This window comes from Gemmatimonadota bacterium, from assembly GCA_026706345.1.
In the GTDB taxonomy this organism is placed as follows: domain Bacteria; phylum JAAXHH01; class JAAXHH01; order JAAXHH01; family JAAXHH01; genus JAAXHH01.
The window spans coordinates 26,511-52,031 of sequence record JAPOYX010000037.1; the positions used below are offsets into that span (position 1 = coordinate 26,511).

At 57.0% G+C, this 25,521-nt stretch carries 19 protein-coding genes and 1 pseudogene; 12 read left to right on the forward strand and 8 right to left on the reverse strand.

Translation table 11 applies throughout. The features are described from left to right. The first annotated feature begins 85 nt into the window (after positions 1-85). Positions 86-1,069, forward strand: coding sequence for a serine acetyltransferase (locus OXG98_03960; protein MCY3771161.1), 984 nt, complete (start codon positions 86-88; stop codon positions 1,067-1,069). 21 nt (positions 1,070-1,090) lie between these two features. Here the strand turns inward: OXG98_03960 and trxB are convergent, their stop codons facing one another. The 8 genes from trxB to fusA all read right to left on the reverse strand — a co-directional run bounded on the left by trxB (position 1,091) and on the right by fusA (position 11,589). Continuing rightward, positions 1,091-2,014 (reverse strand): thioredoxin-disulfide reductase, encoded by a 924-nt coding sequence (gene trxB / locus OXG98_03965; GenBank protein MCY3771162.1) that lies wholly within the window; start codon positions 2,012-2,014, stop codon positions 1,091-1,093. A gap of 108 nt (positions 2,015-2,122) precedes the next feature. Further along, complete coding sequence (locus OXG98_03970; protein ID MCY3771163.1) at positions 2,123-3,697, reverse strand: tetratricopeptide repeat protein; 1,575 nt, start codon at positions 3,695-3,697, stop codon at positions 2,123-2,125. A 28-nt stretch (positions 3,698-3,725) separates the two neighbouring features. Continuing rightward, complete coding sequence (locus OXG98_03975) at positions 3,726-5,069, reverse strand: bifunctional folylpolyglutamate synthase/dihydrofolate synthase (GenBank protein MCY3771164.1); 1,344 nt, start codon at positions 5,067-5,069, stop codon at positions 3,726-3,728. 4 nt (positions 5,070-5,073) lie between these two features. Continuing rightward, positions 5,074-6,264 (reverse strand): YheC/YheD family protein, encoded by a 1,191-nt coding sequence (locus OXG98_03980; protein MCY3771165.1) that lies wholly within the window; start codon positions 6,262-6,264, stop codon positions 5,074-5,076. After that, positions 6,261-7,358, reverse strand: a complete 1,098-nt coding sequence (locus OXG98_03985) for a sugar kinase (protein ID MCY3771166.1) — start codon at positions 7,356-7,358, stop codon at positions 6,261-6,263. Before OXG98_03985 ends, OXG98_03980 begins: the two co-directional genes overlap by 4 nt. Before the next feature lie 45 nt (positions 7,359-7,403). After that, positions 7,404-8,372 (reverse strand): dipeptide ABC transporter ATP-binding protein, encoded by a 969-nt coding sequence (locus OXG98_03990; GenBank protein ID MCY3771167.1) that lies wholly within the window; start codon positions 8,370-8,372, stop codon positions 7,404-7,406. 76 nt (positions 8,373-8,448) lie between these two features. Next, entirely contained in the window at positions 8,449-9,429 is a 981-nt protein-coding gene (locus OXG98_03995; protein ID MCY3771168.1) for an ABC transporter ATP-binding protein, read from the reverse strand. Positions 9,430-9,513: 84 nt separating this feature from the next. After that, a complete protein-coding gene (gene fusA, locus OXG98_04000) occupies positions 9,514-11,589 on the reverse strand; it encodes an elongation factor G (protein ID MCY3771169.1) in 2,076 nt (691 codons plus the stop codon). A gap of 367 nt (positions 11,590-11,956) precedes the next feature. Between fusA and OXG98_04005 the strand changes: the two genes are divergently transcribed. From OXG98_04005 to OXG98_04055, 11 genes and pseudogenes are all read left to right on the forward strand, one after another. After that, complete coding sequence (locus OXG98_04005) at positions 11,957-14,632, forward strand: histidine kinase (GenBank protein ID MCY3771170.1); 2,676 nt, start codon at positions 11,957-11,959, stop codon at positions 14,630-14,632. Then, positions 14,629-15,282: a response regulator transcription factor gene (locus OXG98_04010; GenBank protein MCY3771171.1), complete on the forward strand. Its 654-nt coding sequence runs from the start codon at positions 14,629-14,631 to the stop codon at positions 15,280-15,282. The genes OXG98_04005 and OXG98_04010 overlap by 4 nt, the downstream gene beginning before the upstream one ends. A 195-nt stretch (positions 15,283-15,477) precedes the next feature. Beyond that, positions 15,478-16,110: a response regulator transcription factor gene (locus OXG98_04015; protein ID MCY3771172.1), complete on the forward strand. Its 633-nt coding sequence runs from the start codon at positions 15,478-15,480 to the stop codon at positions 16,108-16,110. Between the two features lie 223 nt (positions 16,111-16,333). After that, a complete protein-coding gene (locus tag OXG98_04020; protein ID MCY3771173.1) occupies positions 16,334-18,355 on the forward strand; it encodes a S41 family peptidase in 2,022 nt (673 codons plus the stop codon). Positions 18,356-18,428: 73 nt separating this feature from the next. Further along, a complete protein-coding gene (locus OXG98_04025) occupies positions 18,429-18,584 on the forward strand; it encodes a hypothetical protein (protein MCY3771174.1) in 156 nt (51 codons plus the stop codon). 98 nt (positions 18,585-18,682) lie between these two features. Further along, positions 18,683-20,188, forward strand: a complete 1,506-nt coding sequence (locus OXG98_04030) for a radical SAM protein (protein MCY3771175.1) — start codon at positions 18,683-18,685, stop codon at positions 20,186-20,188. Positions 20,189-20,300: 112 nt separating this feature from the next. Beyond that, positions 20,301-20,459, forward strand: a pseudogene (locus OXG98_04035) (pentapeptide repeat-containing protein). Between the two features lie 27 nt (positions 20,460-20,486). Beyond that, a complete protein-coding gene (locus tag OXG98_04040) occupies positions 20,487-20,810 on the forward strand; it encodes a pentapeptide repeat-containing protein (protein ID MCY3771176.1) in 324 nt (107 codons plus the stop codon). A gap of 15 nt (positions 20,811-20,825) precedes the next feature. Beyond that, positions 20,826-22,718 carry a S8 family serine peptidase gene (locus OXG98_04045; protein ID MCY3771177.1) on the forward strand — a complete coding sequence of 631 codons (1,893 nt, stop codon included), beginning with the start codon at positions 20,826-20,828 and terminating at the stop codon, positions 22,716-22,718. Positions 22,719-22,731: 13 nt separating this feature from the next. Further along, positions 22,732-22,998 carry a hypothetical protein gene (locus OXG98_04050; GenBank protein MCY3771178.1) on the forward strand — a complete coding sequence of 89 codons (267 nt, stop codon included), beginning with the start codon at positions 22,732-22,734 and terminating at the stop codon, positions 22,996-22,998. 64 nt (positions 22,999-23,062) lie between these two features. Further along, positions 23,063-25,477: an ABC transporter permease gene (locus tag OXG98_04055; GenBank protein MCY3771179.1), complete on the forward strand. Its 2,415-nt coding sequence runs from the start codon at positions 23,063-23,065 to the stop codon at positions 25,475-25,477. Positions 25,478-25,521 lie beyond the last annotated feature (44 nt).

Sequence of the window (25,521 nt, forward strand, 5' to 3'; positions counted from 1 at the left end):
AGCGGCGCCAGGGTCCGCAAGGAAAGATCCGTTCCGACCCTGGCACGGCTTGATACTGGTCCTGAAAACCGGAAGACAGGCCATCATGAATCGTCCGAGGCGCAGAAAGCCGTCCGACCAGAAACTGGTACCGATCTGCAATATGACCATGTCCGAAACGCGCAGTCAAATCGGTGCGCTGGCCTCCCAGATCGTACAGTCCTACGACACGATCGGCGGCCTGAACCGTATCGACGGCAAGAACCTGCCTTCCAGGGAACGGGTCTACGGTATCCTGAAGGACCTGCTCACGCTCTGCTTTCCCGGCTACTTCGGCGCCGAGCCGCTCATGACGAAGAACGTGGCCTTCTACGTGGACGGACTGGTGGACGCCATCTACATCCGCCTGAGAGAGGAAGTGACCCGGAGCCTCATGCACGACGCGCAGTGCAAGGGCAAGGACCCCGTGGCCTGCGAGGAGATCGCCGACAGGATCGCACTCGAACTCCTGGAGGCCATTCCCGGTATCCGGGAACTGCTCATGGGCGACGTGGAAGCCGCCTACGACGGCGATCCCGCGGCCAAGAGCCACGACGAAATCATCCTCAGCTACCCGTGCGTGGAAGCCATCGCCACCTACCGGATCGCCCATGAACTGTATCTGCAGAAAACGCCGCTTATCCCGAGGATCATCTCCGAGCACGCCCACAGCCGTACGGGGATCGACATCCACCCCGGCGCGACCATCGGCACCCGCTTTTTCATAGACCACGGCACCGGCGTCGTTATCGGGGAGACCGCGCTGATCGGCAAGAACGTCAAGCTCTACCAGGGCGTGACGCTGGGCGCACTGAGTTTCAGGAAAGATGAAGGCGGCCGTCTCGTCAAGGGCGGCAAGCGCCATCCCACCATCGAAGACGACGTGGTGATCTACTCCGGGGCGACGATCCTGGGCGGTGAAACGGCCATCGGGCACGACTCCGTCATCGGGGCCAACGTATGGCTGACGGAATCGGTGCCGCCCCATTCCAAGGTCACCATCGGAAACCCGCGGCTCGACGTGGTGAAGCACGACGCACACACGGCCTGACCGCACGGCCTGACCGGCCGCTTAACTCCCGTTTTCAGCGATATATTTCTCCGCTTCCATGGCGGCCGCACAACCCGTCCCTGCCGCCGTAACGGCCTGGCGGTATACGTGGTCCTGCACGTCCCCGCCCGCGAACACGCCGGGAACGCTGGTGTGCTGCCTCCGGTCGGTCAGGATGTAACCCTGCTCGTCCACATCGAGCTTGTCCTTGAACAGGGCCGTATTGGGTGTATGCCCGATGGCGATGAAGAGACCCTCGGCGTCCAGGACCTTTTCCCGGTCCGTAGCAAGCTCCCGGACACGCACGCCGGTTACGCCGGTGGTTTCCTCACCCAGCACCTCGTCGACCACGGATCCCCAGAGGAATGCTATCTTCGGATGTTCCAGGGCCCTTTCCTGCATGATCCGGCTCGCCCGTAACTCGCGCCGGCGGTGTATGATCCAGACTCGGCTGGCGAACCGGGTCAGAAAGAGGCCTTCCTCCATGGCGCTGTCGCCTCCGCCCACTACCGCGACCTTCCGGTCCCGGTAGAAGGCGCCGTCGCAGGTCGCGCAGGTCGACACGCCCCGGCCGAAGAAGGTGGCCTCGCCCGGCACGTCGAGCAGCCGCGGCGACGAACCGGTACTGATCACCACGGCCTTCGCCGTGTATTCGTTCCGGTCCGTCCTGATCCTGTGCGCCCCCGGATCGAAATCCACCGAAGAGACATCCTCGTACTTCATGACCGCGCCAAAGCGCTCGGCCTGCTGCCGCATGCGGTCCATGAGGTCCATGCCGCCCAAGCTCTCGGGGAATCCCGGGAAGTTTTCGATCTCGCTGGTAAGCGACAACTGGCCGCCGATCGTGCTGCCGGTCAACACGACGGGCGACAGGTTCGCCCGCGCGGCGTACAGGGCCGCCGTGTATCCCGCCGGCCCCCCTCCGATGATGACGACCTGCTCCATTTCAGCGCCTTCCTTCTTCGAGACTTTCCCTCGCGATCCCGGGTGGGACCACCGGCCTGTCGCGCCACCGTGCCATTCGAGGTGGGACCGGTCTTTCGCGCCGCCGTGCTATTCGATTCGCTTGATGATGTGAAATCCCATTGGCGTCTCCACGATACCGCTTAGTTCACCGACGTCCAGCCCCATCGCCGCCGCCTCGAATTCCGGGATCATTTCGTCCGGGCCGAAGAACCCGAGGTCGCCGCCTTGGTCACGACTCGAATCGATGGACGTTTCCCGGGCCAGTTCGGCGAAATCGGCGCCGGCGGTCAACCGTCCCATCACGGCGTCCGCTTCCGCCCGGGTAGCGACGACGATCTGGCGAACGCGGATCTTGTTGGATTCGATGGCCTTCGCCCGCTCTTCCACGGTCCGCCTGACCCGGTTCAACGCCCCCTTCAACTGTGCGGTATCGGGTGCCAGCTCAAGCGCCTGTTCATAGTGAGCAATTGCCTGGTCGAAGTCCTCCCGCCGTTCGTGAATCAAGGCGATTTCCGCGTAAATGCGCGGATCTTTCGCGCCCAGGTCGAGTATCTCCCGGTAGTAGCCCAAAGCGTCGGACAGGCGGCCTTCGGCCAGCGCCAGGCGACCCAGCGCCATACGGGGCACGACCGACCGGCCGCCGACTTCCAGGGCCCTTTCCCAGACTGCACGCGTGCTGTCGGGCATGTTCTTGCTCTGGTAAGCGGTTCCCAGGTTCATGTAGGCGTCCATGTAGTCCGGCGACAGGTTGACGGCCCGCTTCCATTCCGTGATCGCGTCGTCGACGCGGTCCATTCCCATGTATGAAACGCCGAGATTGAGATGGATCCTGGGCAACTGTTCCTCCGGGGGAGACAACGTGAGCACCTTCTCGTACGCATCGGCAGCCTTTTCGAATTCCTCGGTATCGGTATAGACCTTACCGAGATTCGTATAGGCGTCGACGTAGGAGGAATCATCCTCAATGGCCTGCCGGTAATGGTGGATCGCTTCGTTCAGGTACCCGCCCTGGTTATACACGATTGCCATGTCGGTATGGGCGACGGCCAGGTCCGGCGTTCCCTCCATCAGCCTGTCGTACTGGCTCCGGGCCCAGGCGTAGACGGTATCGGACGGTACGGTATTCATGCGCGCGACGCTAAGCGAATCACCCTCCACAGTCTTCTTGAACGCCGCCAGCGCCGCGCCCATCTCCCCCCTGGCGTGGTGGACAAGTCCCAGCGTAAGGTAGGCGGCAGCGAACCCGGGCGCGACCTCCAGGGCATGTTCGATGTGGACCCGGGCGCTGTCGTACTGTCCCTCCTCGTAATAAACGGCGCCCAGGTTGTTCTTCGCGAGGGCGACGGCGGTCAGAAACTGCTGTAGTGCCGCCTGCCGGTGTTGCTCAGGTGTCAGGGAAGTGTCCGGTCTGGCCGGACCAGGCGGACCAGGCGGACCAGGCGGACCAGCGGCTTCCTGGGCGTCCGCCGCACCCGACTGGACCCCTCCGGCGGCCGATGCCTCTGAATGGGGTGGCGCCTCGGTGGACGTCTGCGCCCCGGCCGTGGACGTCTGCGCCCCGGACGAGGTGATTCCGAGAACGAAAAGATACAGGACGCAAAGGGCCGGCTTCAGGACCGGACTGCCTGGTGCGATACCTCGTGCCTGATTGCCTGCGCTCATATGCTACCGCCTTCCGGTATGATTCTTTTCAACGACTTCGGGTCTCTTCGGGTTCCAACTCCCACAGTACCTCCAGGGCCTCCCCCACCAGTGCGAAACATCCCGTCATGAGAACCAGATCTTCCCGTTCCGCCCGGCGCATCGATTCCGCGATGGCCGCTGCCACCGAAGGCGCCGTCCGCGCCGGTGTTCCACGACTTCTGAGGGCTTCCGCCACTTCCCGGGGATCGGCCTGCCGGTTCCGCAGCACGCGCCGCTCGGGGACGAAAACCTCGTCGGCGTACCGAGCGATGACCGAACACAGGGCGCCTACCGCCTTGTCCCAGTGGGCGGACAGCACGACGATGACGCGCCGGGCCGGGAACACGCGGCGCAGGCTGTCTACCAGGCTTTCGGCCGCGAGCACGTTGTGGGCGCCATCAAGCACTACCCAGGGGCGGTCTTGCAGCACCTGCATGCGTCCCGGCAGCCGAACGGCGGACAGGCCGCGGCGCACACCGCGGCGCGTGATCTCCATGCCCCGTTCGGCCAGCGCCTCCGCCACGCCCACCGCCATGGCGGCGTTAGCGGCCTGGTACGCCCCTGACAACGAAAGCGCGACGTCTTCATACCGCCCGGCGGCGGTCTCGATATCAACCACCTGCCGGCCGACCGCTTCTTCCTTGTGCGCGTACCGCACGTCGACGCCCACTTCCACCAGGGGACTCGACCGGAGCCGGCACGCCTCCCGGATAACCTCCGACGCTTCCCGTGTCTGGGCAGCGGTAATCGTACAGGCGCCGTCTTTTACGATCCCGGCCTTTTCGCGGGCGATTTCCGCGATCGTCTCCCCGAGCCGGTCCGTGTGATCCAGTCCGATGGGCGTAATCGCGCAGACCAGGGAATGAATCACATTGGTCGAATCCAGCCGTCCGCCGAGTCCGCATTCGATCACAGCCAAGTCGATCCGGCGCTCCTTAAAATACACAAAGGACAGGGCCGTGAGTACATCAAAAAAGGAGCCCATGTCCCCCTTCCGAAGCCGGACTCGTTCGATGGCCGGGCGCGCGCGTTCCACGAGTTCCGCGAATTCCGGCTCGGATATCGGCGCGCCGTCGACCTGGATGCGTTCGCGCAACGAGACGAGATGGGGTGACGTGTACAGACCCACGCGGTAGCCGCTTTCGCGGACGATAGCCGCGATCATGGCGGCGGTGGACCCCTTCCCCTTGGTTCCCGCCACGTGCACCGACTTCCACTGCCGCTCGGGATGGCCCAGGGCTTTCGTCAGGGCGCCGATGCCCGCCAGGTCCATGCGTTCCGGCGCGGCGCCCGGCTGCTGTTCGAAGTCCACGAAGCCGTAGAGATAGTCCAGCGCCTCTTTGTAGGTCATGCGCTCACCCCGTGCCGGTCAGGGTCTTCGCGTATTCGAAGGGACGGGCCACCGCCCTGCGGCGAATCGCGCCGTAACGCAGACGGGCCGGGGCGGGGACATCCGCGCTGTGGGCTATACGCTTGAACACGTTCCGGCCGGGGCGGGCGTTGATTTCGATAATCCACGGCGTGCCGGCGGCGTCCGGCACGATATCGAGGCCCACTTCTCCGATAGGTCCGAATTCCGATTCCAGTATCCCGCACGCCGCGAAAGACGCCTCGGCGGCGCGGCGCAGGATCTCCTTCCTGAGCGGCCGGCCATACACCGCGTCGAGCACGGGTTCCGCCTCCTCGGAACGGGCGCCGTTGCTCAGGTTGGCCGTGGGGCCGGCCGTCTGGCTGACGCGGGCCGCCAGGCCGGTCAGGATCCACCGGGCCTGGCCGGTCTTCTGCATGAGCAACCGCAGGTCGAACCGCGGGAAGCGCCTGTTGTCCGCCGGTTCGGACGATATCCCCTGTTGCACCAGAAAGCCGCGGGATTCCTCGCGGAACCGGCCCGCCAATTCCATGACCCGGTCCCTGGCCGGCCGAGCGCCCCATATTTCATAGGTCGCGGCCAGCGTCCTGATGACATGGCGCCCACCCCCGCCCCGGACGATTTCCATGACGCCCGTTCCCCGGGACCCGGCCCGCGGCTTGATGTACACGTGATCGTAACGGACCAGGAAGTGCCGGAGGGCGCGCTCGTCAAGGCATTCGGTATGCGGTACGGCAACAGCGCCGGCCGCCAGGCTCCGGCAGGTTTCCAGCTTGTCCACCGCCAGGCGGATGAAGGACCGGGGATTCACGAAAGGTATGCCCGACCGGTCGAACAGGCCCCGCGCCCGGTCCGCGGCGGGAGAACCGGCGGGATCCAGCACGGGCGCCCGATCGTAGATGACTGTCGGAAAGGGTTCTCGGCCGCATTCGACCCACCGGCCGTCCACGACCGTGGCCGGCTCGACCGTCCCCTCCCCGGAATCCACGTCCGCCGCGTCGAACACGACCGTGCGCAGGTTCAACTCCGCCGCGGCCTGGCAGCATTCCTCGAAAAAACCCGTGGGCGGACCGAAGGGCCGGCCCCGCTCGTCGGGTGCGCGACGGGTCAGTATGCCCACGGTTTCCATGGCCGGTTTCCGGATCTTCCTGCGCTTTGGAGATTCCTTCGTTATCATGATCCACCCGGACGGGCCTGCCGAGCCATCCGTTTCACTTCTTCCAGCGTAGACCACGTCATGTCGCCCCGTTCCGATAACGACAGCGCGGACAGCGCGGTGCCGTATGAAAGCCCGGCCATCAGATCTTCGCGCAGCAGGCCGTACAGCAGGCCGGCATCGAAGGCGTCGCCGGCACCGAGCCGATCGACCGGTTCCACCTCATAAGGGGTCGTATGGACAAATCCGGTCTCCGCGGACCACCCCACGGCCCCGCCCTCGGCCAGCGTAAGTACGATGATCTCGTTCCCGAACCGCCCGCGCAGGGCGCCGATGGTTTCCTCCGGAGCGCCGTCCATTCCAAAGATCAACGCCGCGTCGTCGGCTGTCGACACGAGAATTTCGACCTGGTCCAGGAGCGATTCCAGGACGGTGCGGGCCCGTTCGGGCGACCACAGCTTGGCCCGGTAGTTGATGTCGAAAGACGTCCGGTATCCGCCCTCCGCCCGGCTGCCCAGGACCCGGGCGACCGTCTCCAGGCACGCCGGGCTCAGGGAAGCCGTTATGCCGGACGTATGCACGATCCGGGCGCCGGACCGCAGCGCGTCTTCCACCACGACGGGCGTCATTCCGGTTGCGGCGGACCCGGCCCGGTCGTACACGACCCGGCTCCCTCTCGGTGGCGTGCCCGGTTCGAGAAAAAAAACGCCTGCCCGATTAGGTCGCTCGGTCCGCTCGGCTTGCGAAGGCTGTTCGATCCGCTCGGCCGGCACGGCTTGGTCACCCAGCTCATCCGTCTTACCGTCCCGGTCGCCCTGGTCGGTCCGCCCATCCGACCAGGCCACGTGGGACGTGTCTACGCCGTGCAGGGCGAGGCGGGAGGCGATCCATCGCCCGGCAGGATGATCTGGGAGGACGGAGACCCAGGCCACGGCGGCGCCCATCCTGGCCAGGGCCGCCGCCATGTTGGATTCCGTGCCCGCCGCGTCGGCCCGAAGGAAATCGGCCTGTTCCAGCATTTCGCCGTCGACCGGCGAGAACCGGATCATCGTCTCGCCGAAGGTAATGACGTCGAACCGCGGCCGGGAATGCCCGTCGGAAGGAGAAGATGACATGTTCGGATTAGTGTTGCGGACGCGGCGCCTCAGACATGCGGCGCCTCAGGCATAGTGACAGGCCACCCAGTGGCCGCTGTCGTTTTGTTTGAGTTCCGGCTCGTGCTCGGCGCAGTCGGCCTTCGCGATGGGGCAACGGGGATGAAAATGGCAGCCGGAGGGCGGGTTGACCGGACTGGGGACGTCGCCCGTGAGCTGAATGCGCTGTTTCTGGCGCCGCTTGCTGATCTCCGGGACCGCGGAAAGCAGACTCTGCGTGTAGGGGTGCTGGGCGTTGTTCGTCACCTCGTCGGTCCGTCCCGCCTCGATGAGCTTGCCGAGGTACATGACCCCGATGCGGTCGCTGATGTGGGCGACGACGGCCAGGTTGTGGGCGATGAACATATAGGTCAGGTTGAGCTCACTCTGCAGGTCCTGGAGCAGGTTCAGGATCTGGACCTGAATCGACACGTCCAGGGCGGAAACCGGCTCATCGCAGATGATCAGGCTCGGGTTCAGCGCGATCGCCCGGGCGATGCCGATCCGTTGCCGCTGGCCGCCGCTGAACTCGTGGGGATAGCGGTCGACGTAGGCCTCGCCCAGTCCCACCATCTCGAGCAGGCTGACCAGCCTCTCCCGCCGTTCCGCCCGGTTGCCCACGCGATGGATGTCGAGAGGCTCCTGTACGATGTTCCCCACCGTCATACGCGGATCCAGCGAGGCGTAGGGATCCTGGAAGATCATCTGGAGCCGCTTGCGGATGGGCTTCAGATCATCCTCGGACATATCCGCCAGGTCGTTACCTTCGAAGAGAACCTTCCCCGCCGTGGGCCGGTACAATTGCAGGACCGTCAGTCCCAAGGTGGACTTGCCGCAGCCGCTTTCGCCCACCAGTCCGAAGGTCTCGCCCCGGTTGATGGAGAAGGAAACGCCGTCCAGGGCGCGCACGGTGCCGCCTTCCTCCTTGCGGCCCAGGCCTTCTTCCAGTTCGAAGTGTTTTACCAGGTTATCCAGTTGCAGCAGGGGCTCGTTCAACGCGTCCTCCAGGATGGTACGCGGCCGAGGTCACCGGCCCGATGCCGACGGCCAGTGTCGGTCTCAGCCGCCCATTTCAATACAACCAGCAGGCGCAGTCGTGCTCGCTGGCCACGCCTTTCAACTCCGGATCGTCCGCGCACCGGTCGAAACGGCTCGGACACCGGGGAGCGAACCGGCATCCGGGCGGGAGCTGAATCAGGTTCGGCGGCACGCCGTCGATGGGTTCCATGCGCTCCTTCACCGTGGGGCCGAGCTTCGGCACCGATTGGAGCAGTCCGTGGGTATAGGGGTGTTTGGGATCATCTAGCAGCGTGTCCACCGGGCCCGATTCGATGATCCGGCCGGCGTACATGACGATCACCCGGTCGCACACCTCGCCCACGACCCCGAGGTCGTGGGTGATGATGACGACGGACATGTTCAGTTCTTCCTGGAGCTTCATCATCAGTTCCAGGATCTGGGCCTGTATCGTAACGTCCAGCGCCGTGGTCGGCTCGTCGGCGATGAGCAGTTTCGGGTTGCACGCGATGGCCATGGCGATCATCACGCGCTGCCGCATGCCCCCGCTGAACTGGTGGGGGTAGTCGTTGAGGCGCTGCTCCGGACTCGGGATATTGACCATCTGCAGCAGTTCGATGCTGCGGTCCGTGGCTTCCTTCTTGTCGAGGCCGAGGTGAAGCTGGAGGGGCTCCCGAAGTTGCCATCCGATGGTCAGCACCGGGTTGAGGGACGTCATCGGGTCCTGGAACACCATGGAGACGATATTGCCCCGGATCTCCTGCATTTCGCGTTCGGAAATGGTGCGCAGGTCCACCGCCGGTTCGTCGGCCCCTGGCCTGAACAGGATGTTGCCGTTTACAATGCGGCCCGGCGGACTCGGAATGAGCCGCATGACGGACAGCACCGTGGCGCTCTTGCCGCATCCGCTTTCCCCCACGATGCCCACCGTTTCGCCTTCCGCCACGTCGAAGCTGACGTCGTCCACGGCACGCACTGCGCCGCCGCGGGTGAAGAAGTGGGTCGAAAGGTTTTCAACCTTCAGCAAGGGATCCATGTATTCACGCTTCCCGCCGGCGGGAGCGAACATCCCAATCCGTTCGCTCCCGCCGGACCGGTATCCTGTCGATTTGGCTCTCGGTCATCCCTCTTCCAGGGCCTTGGACTCTTCGATGACCTTGGTTTCGATTTCCCGGGGCATTTCCTCGTAGCGCACGAACTTCCGTGCGTGGCTTCCGCGCCCGTGCGTGATGGAGCGCAACACGGTCGAGTACCGGTACAGCTCGGCCAGGGGCACCTCGGCCCGGACCACCTGGTTGCTTCCCCGGGGCGACATGCCCAGGATGCGCCCGCGCCGGCTGGAGAGATCGCCCATGACGTCCCCCATGTAATCCTCGGGAACGACCACGTCCACCTCGTAAATCGGTTCGAGCAGCACCGGCTTCGCTTCCATGAAGGCCTTCTTGAATCCCATGGACGCGGCCACCTTGAAGGCCATTTCAGATGAATCGACCGTGTGGAAGGAGCCATCGTACAGCGTGGCTTTCAGGTCGACCACGGGATACTTGGCCATCACGCCCTCCACCATGGCCTCCTGGATGCCCTTGTCCACGGCCGGAATGAAGCGGCTGGGGACAGCGCCGCCGACGATGCCGTTGTCGAATTCGTAGCCTTCGCCGCGCTGCCTGGGCTCCACGCGCAGCCAGACGTCGCCGAACTGTCCGCGTCCGCCGCTCTGCCGTTTGAACCGGCCCTGGGCCTCGGACCTGCCCTTGATCGCCTCCCGGTAAGGGATGCGTGGCTGCACCATCTCCACTTCCACGCCGAAACGGCGGCTGAGCCGTTCGACGATGAGGTCCAGGTGCATCTCGCCGGCCCCCGCCAGGATCAGCTGCTTGATCTCGCTGTTGTACTGGAAGGTAAAGGAAGGATCTTCTTCGTGCAGCCGGGAGAGGCCGGTGCTGATCTTCTCCTCGTCATCCTTGCTCTTCGGCAGGACGGCCACGTTCGCCACGGGCTCGGAGAACTCCACCCAGTCCACGTCGAAGGCCTTCTGCCTCGCACACAGCCCGTCGCCGGTGTGGGTGTCCTTCAGCTTCACGGTGGCGCCGATCTCGCCGGCGCGGATGGCGTTCAGTTCATGCCGTTCGTGGCCGTTCGTCTGGTAGATCTGTCCGAACCTTTCCGAGGTGTTCTTGGACGAGTTGTATACGTCGCCGCCGTGCTTGATCTCGCCGGAATACACCCGGAAATAGGTGAGTTCCCCGATGTGAGCCTCGGAGACCGTCTTGAACACCAGCGCGGCCAGGGGGCCGGAAGGATCCGGATCCAGGGCGACTTCCTCGCCGTCGCCCGAACGGGTGACTGTGACCGGCGGGCGGTCCGCCGGCGACGCCATGTACGCGGCCGCCGCGTCCATGACGCCGGAGACCCCGATGTTTCCCGAAGCGCACGTGGCCAGGACGGGAAAAACGGCACCTTCCCCCACGCCCTTGCGTAGCCCTTCCAGGAGCTGTTCATCGGTCAGGGCGCCTTCGTCGAAGTAGACCTCAAGCAGTTCATCGTCGGACTCCGCCACCGTCTCCATCAGCTTCTCGCGATATTCTTCGGCCTGGTCGGCGAGGTCGCCGGGTATGTCGGCGTGGGTTGCCTTCCCGCCCACGAAGGTCACCGCCTTCATGGCCACCAGGTCGACGACGCCCGAAAACCCTTCTCCTTCGCCGATCGGTATCTGCAGAGGGACGGCCTGGGTGCCGAATCGTTCCTGGATGCGGCCCAGCGCGTCGTAGAAGTCGGCGTGTTCCTTGTCCAGCAGATTGATTACCACCATGCGAGGCAGGCCGTACTGCTCCGCGTATTCCCAGGCGCGTTCCGTCTCCACCTCGATGCCTTCGATGGCCTTGACCACGATGGCCACGTTGTCCGTCACGCGCATCGCGCAGTGCACTTCGCTGGTGAAATCGGAATAGCCCGGCGTGTCCAGAATATGGAGGTTATGGTCGTTCCACTCGCAGTGAAGGGGCGTTAAGTTCATGGAAATGCGGTGCTCGATCTCTTCCTCGCGGTAGTCGGACACCGTGTTGCCGTCCTCCACGCTGCCGAGCCGGTTCGTGGCGCCGGCATTGAAGAGCATGGCTTCGGCCAGGGAGGTCTTGCCGCTTCCCCCATGGCCCGCGAGGCAAATGTTTCTGATGTTTTCGATGCTGTATTCCTTCACGAACACCCCTCCTCTACAGGACTGCTTTTCCAGAAATACGAGTCTTTTTCAATTCGATAGGCAACTTACCGGGAAAACTTCAATATGTTACGAACCGACACCTGGTGTCAAGTTTTTCGGGCAGCGCATTGTCCTGGTTTAAACCTCGTATTTACGACTCGCAATTATGTTGAAATGGGCTTCAGGGCATTACAATGGGCCCACGGTGTAGTCACGGTCCGCCAGACTGATCCTTTCGCCAAGAGTTGACGACAACCCGTTAGTCAACTATGTATGTAGTTATATCTCGTAACAAAATGGAATGTATCCACGATTCGAACTGCAGAATCGCATTCAGTAGTTATTCACTCGTCCAGGAAGAACACCGTTGAAGACGTTGAAGACACTTGGATTGCGTTACTTTCTGCTTAGCACGCTGGTCGTGGCGCTTTGCGTGCAAATGGGTCTGGTCGTGTGGACGCTGGTCCGGTTTACACAGATCGAGCACTGGTCGCCGGGTATCCAGTTCTTCGGAAATGAAATGATACAGACGAAGGGGCTGACGAAAAGCGCGGTGAACAATCTGCAGGAGGGCACGTGGTTCCATCTCGTTCGCATACGCGAGGACGGCGGCATCACCGTCACGCAAGTAGAAGCGGACAGCCCTGCGGACAAAGCCGGATTGCGATCGGGTGATATGGTGATCTCCATTGATGGAACGGATCTCAGGACACGTCCCGAAGCCTATTTTCAGGCTCGTTTGCGGAGCAGGCCCGGCGATCGATTCGATCTCGCCTGGCTTCGCGACGGCAGGATGCACGCTGGTATCCTTACGCTTGAGGCCACAGAACAGGTACGGTACGCCGTCGAGGTCAATCAGGAGGAACTCGTATTGGGTGCAGGAGCGATGACGTGGTTCCAGCGAGGTCCCTATCTGATCTACCCTTTTGTACTTTTATGTTTCGGTTCATGGATCGGATTCAGGCGCCCAGGCAATAAAATCGCTTTTCAATGTGCGTTGCTCTTCCTCGCAACAGCGCTCTCCGTGTCGCCTGCGTTCCATCCCATGATCGCTGGTTGGCCTGATTGGATGCTATCACTCAGTATTTTCGTCATTACCCTGGCTTACTTTCTTGAGTTCATGCTCCTGTTCAGCATCCTGACCGTATTTCCAATCGAAACTGAAATCGGATCATGGTTGCGAAAACGGGCGTGGTGGATCCTGATACCGCTCTTCGCCTGGATCGTCATTCGTATTATCTATCTTCTAAGTCTGACCAATGGCTGGAATAGTACATCGATACAAACCATCACCTCTCTGGTTGAATCTGTTCCAGTCCCTACGTTACCCGTTCTTGTTGTTTTCATAGCGGCCTGCCTGCTTCTCGCCCAACGTTCCGTCGCGCGCCGACAGCAGTACACGCGCCTGGAGTTTATCAACGTCGGATTCGTGTCAGCCTTCATTTTAGCACCGGTTTGGACCATAGTTCAGCCAGGTACATTCATGGCCACATGGGTAGTGGTACCGCTGCAAGGCGCCTTTTTGCCATTGCTCGTCTGGTTGCTCGACCATATCGTCCTCGTAGGGTTGAAATGCATTCTGCCACTTTCCTTTGCATATTCAGTTCTGGCTCACCGGATATTCGGCCTCAGGTTCATCGTCGGAAAAAGCCTTCGGCGATTTGTATCCAACCAGGGCGTGAATCTCTTACTGAGTCTCGGGTTGCTCCTGATTATCTATGAGACAATAACCTTCTGGTCTACCGGTGTAGAAGTCTCCGACCTGTTGATTACGGTTGTTACTGCGGGATTCATCCTGATACTCGTCGGTGGCTGGATCCTGGTAAAACCAGCAGTCATCCGGTTTATAGACAGATACCTGTTTCGTGATGAAATCGAGAACCGTCAACGACTTTTCAGGCTCAGACGCGAGTTAACGCATTTTCAGGAACGAAACGCTCTTCTTAACGGTACCGGAAGTGAACTGCTTGAGGTGCTGGACATCTCATATGTGGCAATCTACCTCGGCGACGGATCTCGGAAGTCGATATCGGTTGCCTGGTACGACGTAAACAAGAAGTTCAACAGTGAGCCGAAGAAAGACGGATCCTTCTTCAGTGCGTCAATTGGCAAAATCGAAGCGTTGTTGAAGCTGATGTCTCCAGAACGACCGTTAGTCGAATCTGGAGACCCTTATGTCCAAAATCGGGTATCAGATCTCGGTTACGAACTCATCATCTTACTACGTGGTGAATTGCATACTCAAGGTTGTATCGCAATCGGAGCCAAAGTTTCGGAAGAGCCATTTACCGGCGAAGAAAAAGAACAGTTACTGGTACTGGCTGCTGAGTTGGAGATGGTGCTGAAGAATATAAAAACAACTACATCGCTGAGAATGCAGACACAACGCCTCAAGAGACTTTCCAACCGACTCATCAACATTCAGGAATCTGAAAGGCGTCGGCTGGCACGGGATCTCCATGATGATACCGGACAGGCGCTTACGGCGCTGAAGATGAGCCTGGAAATGACCCGGAACGAGTTGTCCGGAGTTGCCGATCATACTGCAAAACGGCTGAATGACGCTGTGGCACTGGCCGACGAGACGCTGGAGAAACTACGTGCGATCTCCCATAATCTCCGTCCCCCGGCACTGGATACAGTAGGGCTGAATTCAGCATTGGAAAGACTATGCAAGAGTTTCACACAACGAACTCAAATGCCGGTCTCGTACGTTGGCATGGATACTACGGAGATCTCCAATCCAATCGATATCTGCCTGTATCGTGTACTGCAGGAAGGGCTGACGAACTGCGCCAAACACGGACAAGCCTCTCAAGTGGAAGTCAGCTTGAAACGCAGTGGCGAAGTTGTACGACTATCGATACAAGATAACGGCCGGGGCTTTGATCTTGCCGATACACTTTCGGATCAGGATGAAACAGGAATCGGTTTGATAGATATGCAGGAACGCCTTGAATCGCTGAATGGCCGTATGAGTGTTTACTCGAAACCAGGCGCGGGAGCCCGTCTGGTCGCTACAATTCCTTTGGAGGAGAAATGATCAGGATCGTTGTTGCTGACGACCACCAACTGGTCCGTCAAAGCATCGTATCTCTAATCGAAAAGGCCGAGGATATGGAAGTTGTCGGCGAAGCGGCCGATGGTCACGAGACCCTGAACCTGGTACAACGGAAGAGGCCGGACGTAGCCATGTTGGATATCGCCATGCCTTTACTGAACGGTATCGAGACCACGCGGCGGATTCAGACGCTATCCGTCGATACCCGCGTCGTCATACTATCCATGCATTCGGATAAGGACGTGGTACACCAGGCACTCAGATGCGGGGCCAGCGGGTATCTCCTCAAGAAATCCGGCGTGGAGGAACTCCTGATCGCCATCCGGTCCGCCAACAAGGGCGAAATCTATCTTTCTCCTTCGATTGCACAAACGGTGCTATCGGGATTCCTGCAGACGGAATCGACGAATGAGTCATCGACCGTACTGGAGCAGCTTTCATTCCGCGAACGGGAGATACTTCAACTCATCGTCGAGGGACATACCAACCAGGCCGCCGCGCAGGTCCTGGGCATCAGCGCCAAGACCGTGGAAAAACACCGCGCGATCATGATGAAGAAGTTGGAAGTTCACAACCTGCCGGATCTCATACTCGTAGCCCTCAAGCACCGTCTTGCCTTCCTGGATGAATGATCCGTTGTCTTTCCCCGCCTGGTAGCAATCCGGTCGGCCGCAGCCTTCCTCTCTCACCTTTTTCAACCCCTGATACCGTCCGAAAATGCGGAACATAGGGAAACACCCTATGGATGTTCTTCTTTTTCAGTGTTAAAATTGAGCAAGAGCCGGATGATCCATATAACGACCTCAAGAGGAGATGACGAACATCATATGATACACGTAGTGATCGCAGACGATCATCATCTGATTCGGCAGGGACTTCGGGATTTGCTCTCGAAAGAACCCGATATACAAATAGTCGCCGAGGCCACGGACGGCCGCGACGTGATTGATGTCGTGCATCGAGTCCGGACGGACGTCATCGTGATGGACGTTGAGATGCCCGGTATCGGTGGCATCGAAGCGACGAGGAGGATACGCGCGTCGTTTTCCGAGATCCAGGTGGTCATGATGTCGATGCATTCAGATCCCGATCTGATCCGGAAAGCGCTGGACAACGGCGCCAGGGGCTACGTGCTCAAGAAATCAGCCGGCGAAGAGCTGGTCGAAGCGATACGTACCGTTTGCAGGGGCGTCACTTACCAATCCCGGGCCATGGATCATGCCGATTACCTGTATGGGGAGTACCCCCACGGCACACCGCCCCAGCTTACTCCCCGGGAGCGCGAAATCCTTCGACTTATCGTATCGGGGCGGTCCAATCCCCAGATAGCCGAAACCATGCGAATCAGTATAAAAACCGTGCAAAATCATCGCATCAATCTGATGGCGAAACTGAACACGCACAGTCTTCCCGATCTGATCCGAACGGCGGTCAAACTCGGTCTGATCAATCTGGAATAATGAACCGTTCGTTAAAGGAGACACTCCACCCCGTGCAATACTGGGCAACAGGGTTTTTTCGATTCCGGTGAAAAAACCGGGCGAAATAGGGATACACCCTATAGATATCCGGTCCGGCTTTCCGTTCCTTTATGGGTAGATCGTTCCAGTGTTCCATCTCTTCATGTCGGTGCTATTACAAAAGGCCCTTTCGGTATACAACTCTGAGCAAGGAAGGTTCGAAATGAACGCCGGAGCAACTTCAAACAGGATGACAACCTGGTGTTTGCCGGTTCTGCTGTCTTTGCTTGCTATGGTTCTGATCGATTACCACGATGGAATGTGTGCCGAATGGAAAGTGGTAACGAAGAGATACGAGCCATCCGAAGTACTGTACGCCATTCAAGACGAGGGCCTTGAGAAACATACCAGGTTCTATTTCCCGGAATACAGAATGGACGACAAGGCGCTCTACTCAGGTTACAGACCGATAGAACAAGGTGAGGATGTCGAAAAGCGCAGTGAGGCGGCGGATTTCCGGCATGTATGGAAAACCCGCTTCAGCAAACCGATAGTGCCGGGTGAAACCGTGTTCTTCTACAGTCGGATTTACGTTGAGAACGTAGACCGATACAGCATATCCCTGCACCTGTCGAAGAGTGATGTCTGGATTGAGAAGATGGTCAATATTCCCTTTACCGGCTATCAACTCCCTTTGAACAGTCCGCTGTCATCCTGGCGTGGCAAGATCGATAACGTGGAAACGAGCCAAGATACCAGGGAAGCTGATACAGTCGATAAGATGCTCATTAAGGTCTATCCTAAAGGAGATCAGTATGACTTCGTAATCGGTGATCTTAAAATCTACAAAATGGAATGGGTAGACAAGAACTACACGCATCCGCTTTTCAGACCAATCCTGACAAATTACACCGAGGGTGCGCTTGATTTTGACTACAAACCTCCGGGGGTTCCCCTGGCATCTTCGTCCGTCGCCTGGCGATCGTTAGTCGGCCATAACGGCGATCCGTATTACATAGAACCGGCTGCAAGTTCAACGGCGACTTCGTACAGTCCCGTAGACCTACGTGAACTCAAAACGACCATGTTTCGACAGTTCATGGACAAGTATCCCTTCTATAAAGAGCGCGGTTTAGAGAAATCGGACCTGCTTGCCCGGTTCAACAGTTTCGCGACCGTTCCCATCTCTCACAGAGAGGCGTTCAACGATAGTCTGATCGCCCTGGTATCGACTTACAGCGATCCGCACTTCAACGCATCGAAGATCGGTGCCAGGCGATCTTCGGGGCGAAGATCGACACCTCCCGTTGTCTTCTATGAAATCCTTGGAGAGGTTCGCGTTGCGGCGGTTTTCGCAACAGAATTGAAGGACGAGATCAAGCCAGGTATGCGACTGTTCAGCGTTCAGGATCAGCCAATACAGGATGTCATTTCAGAGTTGTCTGAACGATTCCGTGGATCGGCATACAGCCGGAGACAAAAAGCAATATCATCCATACTGAGATACCTGCCGGATTCCTCGGAAATCGCAATCGGTTTAGCGTCGGAAGATGAAAATGGGGAGATGGTAGAAGTACGGCTTAACACAGGCGGGGATTACAGAATTCCGCCGAATTTCGTACCGAGACATGGAGAGTTCAGGGTACTTGATGGAGATATAGCTTACTTCAGAATCAGCCGATGGTCATTAGATGTCTGGACTCGATTCTCGAATCACATGTCCGACTTTAAGAAAGCAAATGGACTGATTATCGATCTGCGTTCCAATCCCGGTGGAGAAGCCACCAGCGTTATACGGATTATCTCCTTATTCATAGATGAACCAACCCTCTACAGCCGGGAGTACACTCCAGCCAATGGAAGAACCGAAGACCTGATCATCCGTCCAAAGGAACAGTACCATATCGACCTGCCTGTCGCGATTCTGGGAAACGGACAGACTACCTGTGCAAGCGAGGATTTCATAGATACCATGCAATATGCTAAAAAAGCGGCCTTTGTTGCGAATCACAAAACAGCAGGTTCCGTATCTGCCATGATTCGCGTTGTGTTTCCTGACGGACTGATGGTAGGAGTAAATTCCTGGTCGAACAGGCTCAGTCCTGCGGGAAGACATATCGAAGGGCGGGGGATCACCCCCGACATCCGGGTGGATATCAACACGGTAGATGATCTAGCCCACCATAAAGATAAGATGCTCAATGTAGCGAAGAGTTTCCTGCAACAAAATACAGATACCTATTGATTTAAAAACTCAGTGTCGATGCTGCTATAAGCCACCTCGCTGTGTTACGTTAATCAGATGAAAGGAGACAGCCATGAAAGTCCTGATCAAGCCCGTGGATCTTGACTTTGAAGATGATCAAGATCAAGACGTAGTCGCATATTGCGACAAAGCCTGTGGTATCAACAATTGTGATAAAACTTGTGGTATTAATAATGGAGACGATGAAGTGGATGATATCCTGTTCTGACTCAATGGTACGCATGCTTTAGACATAGCAGCATCGACACTAATCTATTGATAATCCACCTACATATCTGAAACCAGTCGTCAAAGTGGAGAATGGTCATGAACAGTGTAATCTACAAAACGAGTTACTACAATTTCTATGTACCTGTACCGGAAAACGACTGTTATCTGCTCTACAATTCCCGGACGAACGGACTGACTGAAATGGAATCAGAAGTAGTTCGGCAGTTAATACATTGGTCAAAGCTGGACAAGATTCCTTCCAAGGAGTTGAAATGCCTCAGCCCGGATATCTTGGACAGTTTGATCGAGTCTTCTTATGTCGTGAATGCGTGTGTTGACGAAAAAGAACTCATCCATAAGCGTATTGTTCGACAACGGCGGGCATCCTACAAAAACGCTTCTTTCGAGTTGACGATCACTCCGACGTTGTCATGCAACATGGGCTGCCCATATTGTTTCGAAGGTCCCAAGCCGTACCGCAATTTCATGAGTGAAGAAACCATAGATGACATCGTTCAGTTTATGGAAAGAGAAATCCAGAATAGCGATATCGTCGAGTCATTCAGAAAAGTCAGAGTTACATGGTATGGCGGCGAACCTCTGCTCAGACCTGAAGTAATAGAGAATCTCTCTTCGAAAATACTGGTGCTTCAGGAGAAGTATGATCTCGAATACGACGCCAACTGTATTACTAACGGTCTATTATTAACACCGGAGAACTGGGCCCTATTGGAACGGGCGAAGGTCTCGTCCGTTCAGGTAACCATTGACGGATACAAAGATACGCACGATTCGCTTAGGCCGCTTCTGCCTATGTACGGGTCTGAGGATCAGGGCAATTACGAAAGGATCCTCGATAATCTTTCAGCCCTGAAACAGTCATCGTCTATCAGAGTGAACATCAGAATCAACTGTGATAAAGTCATAATGAAACACATGGAACTGTTCCTCGATGATTTGGAAAACAGGGGTATCTGGCCGCAACGACATGATCAGTTTAAAATGTATATCGCCCATAAGAAACCTCCACCTGACGGTTTGCCAGTTGACGAGGTGTCTGATTACTATTCGTCACGAGAATTTGGAAAACAGGTTGATCATTTCAGTTCGTTAAGACGAGATAGATACAACCATTGGGCTAGAAAGAATCAAAAGCAACCGGCCCGAACCAGAATGAATCTTCCGAAACCAGCCGCGTTTCTCTGTGGTTCCGCGTCACTACCCTATAGCATCGTGTTGGATTCAGCCGGCTACGTTCATCAGTGTTGGGAACACGTCAATCACAATACGACGCGCGCTCATCACATCAGTGAACCCTACGATCTGCAGCATCCCCGAAGAAGCCTGTTCGTACACTGGGATAAATTCATGCAGAATCCCATGTGTCGAGATTGCAAGATCCTCCCTGTTTGCGATATGGCCTGTCCCCATCTCGATCCGCCGAACGCCTGCCCCGATATCAGGTGGTCCTTACCGGATCGTTTGAAAAGTCAGTATCTGATGACGAAAGAGACGCCGGAGCAAATCCAGTCATTCGAGGAGTTCGATAACGATCTTCAGAACGCCTTCTCACTCTCTGTTAAATGCGATGAGATTAACTGACTGTTTGAGGAAACGAATCATGAGCGATCACACCAGAGAAGAGATGATCGATGTCGTGAAGGAAGGGCGCAAAACCGTTTTCGCCTGGCGAGAAAGGAATCCGTTCGAAAGAATGAATCTATGCCATGCCCAACTTCCGGGAATAGATCTATCCCTCGCAAATTTGAGGGATTTCGACCTCGTCGGCGCTGATCTCTCCATGGCAAAACTCGTTCGCGCATACCTGAGCGGAGCCGATTTGCGTGATGCAAAACTGGAAAACGCCGATCTGCGTTTCGCCGCCCTGGGATGGTCGAATCTGCATGGCGCCGATTTGAAACAGGCAAACCTTACCGGCGCCTACCCATACAAGGCCGAGTTTGCATCGGCAGACCTGCGCGGAACCGATTTTACGAACGCCTATTGCAATGAGGCGGATTTCAGCAACGCCGTCTTAGGTGAGACCAACTTCTCATCGACAAATCTGACGAACGCAATCGGCCTGGAATCTTGCACCTACAGTGCCCCCGTCTTTGCCGACAGCGTGACGCTGTTGAAATCCGGGAGCCTGCCCGTGGTTTTCCTGGAACACTGCGTATATCTGCCGGAGAAAGACCACGACATGTCAAACCGACTAAACTGACGGGACCTGGTTATCATGCGAATCGCGATCATCGACAGTGGCATCGATATCAATCATAAAAGGCTGCGAGGTTGTCGCTGTGCGGGAGTCTCACTCGTATTGAAATCATCCGGCGAATTGGCTTTTACGGATGAGTACGACGACTCGTTGGGACACGGGACCAGTTTAGCCGCGATAGTACATCGAATTACTCCATCGGCGGAATTGGTTGCCGTCAGGATATTCCACCAGGAACTGGCAGCCACGGAAAAGCTGCTTTGTGAATCGCTCAGCTGGTGCCTGGACAACGACATAGACATCATCAATCTTTCGCTAGGGGTCCAAACGAGTTCCCCATCCAAGGAGCTATACCAGTTATGTGCCGACGCGCATGAACGAAACGTCGTTATCATCTCCGCGGCCCACACGGATCTTTCCTCTGAATCGTATCCGGCTTACTTCCCTACGGTATTGGGTGTTACCTGGGGCAAAGTCGGCAGTGACACCGAATATGGTTTCATCCCTGATTCGCCGATTGAGTTCATCGCAAGAGGGACGCTCCAGCGAATCGCCTGGAAAAACGGCGGGTTTACCATATCCAGCGGCACGAGTCTCGCATGCGCGTACTTTACCGGCATAACCGCAAAGACTATGCAGTCTTTCAACCATACGCCGTCTATCGACGCCTTGAAAACCAGGCTCAAGGAAGGCGCTGCGCCCGGCCTTACGCCTTTGCAGTTCGGCGGAAAAGCATATAACGACAACGTTCCCACGATCAAAAGCGACGGCGTCAAGACAGACTTGGAGGGCGTCTTCAAACGACGTTTTTCAGATTGGATTGGAAACCTCGCCGTGTTCCCCGCCAGCGAGAAAGAGATGAACGCATTTTCAGATTTTCCGGAGTATTGTATCTCTCCCGTTGTTCAGTATTTCGACTATCCCCGGAACCTTGCTTACACCTCACCGGGCAAGGCAGCACCGAATGGTGGTGTAACGCGCTCGGACCGATTCGATCGATTCGACACGCTTGTTACGGGTTACTTCACAGATCAGCTTTTCGAAACCAATATCAAGTATGGTTCAGAACTCCTGACCAGGTCGTTGTCTTGCGGCAAGAACGTCTTCAGCTACGATCGCAGACTACACGACCATATAGAGCAATACCGAACAGAACAGGGATACAGCGGTGCGGTCTATGTCCCGGAAGTAACGGAAGAACACTATGAGGAGCTACTTCCCTTTCGCTATCTGGGATCCGTCGATGTCCCGATGCTATGCGTTTTGGGAACCAGCAATCGTCAGGGGAAGTTCACCGCTCAACTGCGCATAAAAGGGATTCTCGAGCGAGAAGGATACAGGATCGGCTTCCTATCGACGGAACCCCAGGGCGAACTTTTTGGCGCAACGCACAGTTTTCCCTACGGCTACAGGGGGACGGTCTCGCTGGATAAGAAAAAATGGTCTTACTATCTCAGAATCCTCACCAGAGGCATGCAGGAGTACCTGGAACCTCACCTCATCTTAACCGGAACGCAGGGGACTTCCATACCCAGGGGCAAAAGCAGGAAACTCCTGGGAAACGAAACGGATACGCTGGATTACGTGATTGGCGTCAACCCGGATGCGTTCGTGTGCGCAATAAACCCGCAGGATACGATCGGCTACATAAAAGACACCTGCGAGACCTTCAGGATCTACTGCGGCGCCGAACCGGTCTTCTTCGTCATGACTCCGTGGATGCGGGAGTTTCAGAAACGGAAGAACGGTCGTACGATGGCCCGTCATCGATTTCTCAGCGATGAAGAGAAACACACCCAAATTAGGTATTTTCAGGAGGAAATCGGAAAGCCCGTTTTCGATATCATGGATAAGGCCAATGACGGGGCGATCCTTGAACTCATTCAGGGGTTCTTTTCAAAACGTCCGTGAGAGGGGAACGCAAATGACCACCGAGGCCGACATCAGAAAAACGCTGCATGACTTGACGAGCGATTTCGTTGCAAGAGAAATCAGTACTGAAGCGGATGAGTCGTACGCGTTGCAAGAAATTGCCAGTGAATCCATGCAGGCCATAGAATACATCATGCTGCTTGAAAGCGAATTCGAAATGGAGTTTGACGATAACGAGGTCAATGTCGAGTTCTTTTCGAACCTGGATAACATCGTGGCCCTTATCGCCCAGCAGTCAGAGATACCCAAGTCGACCTGATCAGGAAGTGCCTTGAAGGCCTTCAATCTGATCAGACCGATGGAGGACACCGGAGGTACCCGAGATGATACGCAACTATATTACGACCGCGGTAAGGAACCTTCTAAAGTACAAAGGATATTCCGTAATCAACATGATCTGCCTTGCCATCGGACTGGCGGGGTGTATTCTGATGTCCCTGTATATTCAATACGAATTCAGCTACGATGCATATCATGAAAAAAAGGATCGCATCTACCGGTTGGAGAATCACTCCGTAACGTCCGGCAGGGAGCAAAAAATAGCTATTTCTCCCGCTCCATGGGGTCCGGCCCTGCTTGCCGATTATCCGGGCATAGAATCCATGGCCAGACTGAAAGTCGCACTGGCCCGCCATACCGTAACATCTGGTGATAAAGCATTTTACGCGGAAGCCGTCCTCTTCGCTGATTCCACTCTGTTCGATATCTTCACGTTCCCTCTGGTCAAAGGGAACCCCCGCACGGCCTTGACGGCCCCCTTTACCGCGGTCATTTCGGAATCCTTCGCCAGGACACATTTCGGAGAAGCGGACCCGATTGGCGTGCCGCTTAACGTAGCCGGTCTTTTTTCCGTGACCATAACGGGCATCATGAGCGACGTTCCCTTGAACTCGCATATGCGATTCGATTTTCTGATCTCTTACGCCACGTACACCTCGTTAGGTTGGGGTGGACCTGATACCTTCCAGAACAAGGGCTTAAGCAGCGAAGTCCGTACATACCTCCTATTGAAAGAAGAGTATTCCGTCCGGGAACTGGAAGCACAAATGCCGCGGTTCATTGAAAGATACCTTGGGGACCGGATGCGTTCATTCGGAATCAAAGTAAACCCGTTTCTTCGACCAATTGAAGATATCCATCTCTACAGCCGAGATATAGAGTGGAGCTCGGGACTGCTGACTAAGACCGGAGGCGGGGATATTCGTTCCATCTATATCGCTATTTCTCTCGCGGTCTTCATCCTGGTCATCGCCTGTATCAACTTCATCAACCTGACCACGGCCAGGGCGGACCGACGCGCACGGGAAGTAGGCATGCGCAAAGTCCTCGGCGGCAGCCGGACGCACATCGTGCTTCAATTCATTGGCGAATCTGTATTGTTGAGTTTGTTCGCTCTGGGTTTGGCTATTGTATTGGTCCAAATGCTTCTGCCCTTTTTCAACGATCTGTTCGGCAGGGGAATCACCATGGGATTTTCGTTGGGCCTGGCCTTGATGCTGTCGGGGATGGTCTTGCTCGTCGGGATGCTGTCGGGCGCCTATCCCGCATACGTCCTTTCATCCTTTCGTCCGACGGACATGCTGCAAGGATCGAAGAAAACCGGAACCGCCAGGGCGATCTTCCGCAGCATCCTGGTAGTGTTTCAATTCGTGATCGCTATCATTATGATTTCCGGCGCCGGGGTGATCTACGATCAGCTCGACTACATGCTGGACAAGGATCCGGGATACGATGCGGAAGGCGTCGTCATCGTCGGGATGCCGTTGGGCGAGGGGGCCATTCAAAAGTACGAATTTTTCAGAGAAAACGCCCTGAGCTATCCTGACGTCCTGTCGGTGAGCCGTCTTGCGAATCTACCGGATAACCTGCCTACGGGTGGAGTAAGGACAGCGAACGCACCGGAGGATCAAGCGACAAGATTCCAGATGGTCCATGGCGGTTACGATCTCCATAACGTTATGGGCTTTGAAGTGGTTCACGGGCGTTATTTCTCTCGGGACAGGTCCACCGACGCCGATGCGTGCGTGATCAACGAGACGGCGGTTCGTACCCTCGGATGGGATGATCCAGTCGGTAAATCGCTTATCAACCCGTATTCGCAGTCTCAAACGGTGATCGGAGTCGTAAGAGATTTCCATGCGCGATCATTTCATCACGCGGCAGCACCAATGTGGATTGGTCCTCCTGATCAGAGTCAGCAATACGCATATATCGCCATTAAACTCCGGGTTGAAAATACCGCCACCGCCCTCGGCGTTCTCGGGGATCAATGGCGGCAGGCATACCCCGATCAACCCGAGATGGAGTATTCGTTCCTGAGCGATTTGGTAGAAGAACAATATAGGGGAGATCGGCTTCTTGGGACGATCTTCACCGCCGGTACCGTGGTATCGATAGTGATCGCCTGCCTGGGACTCCTGGGCCTGTCCGCCTTCATGGTCCAGAGTCGTACTAAGGAGATAGGGGTTCGTAAGGTCCTGGGATCATCGGTCGGGCAGGTCGTTATTCTCCTGTACCGGGAATTCACGCTGTACGTCCTCATTGCGTGTGTCGTCGGTATCCCGTTGATCTACTATATGGCGGATGTGTGGCTGCGCGACTTCGCCTATCGCATCGAACCGAATCCGTGGACTTTCATCTTCACCGGCGTCGTCGTGATGCTGATCACCTGGTTTACCGTGGGATTCCAGACCGTGAAAGCGGCAGAGACGAACCCGGTTGAAGTGCTCAGGGGATAGTGTGCACGATATGAACGCGTCATCGAACGCATCCTGAAACTTCT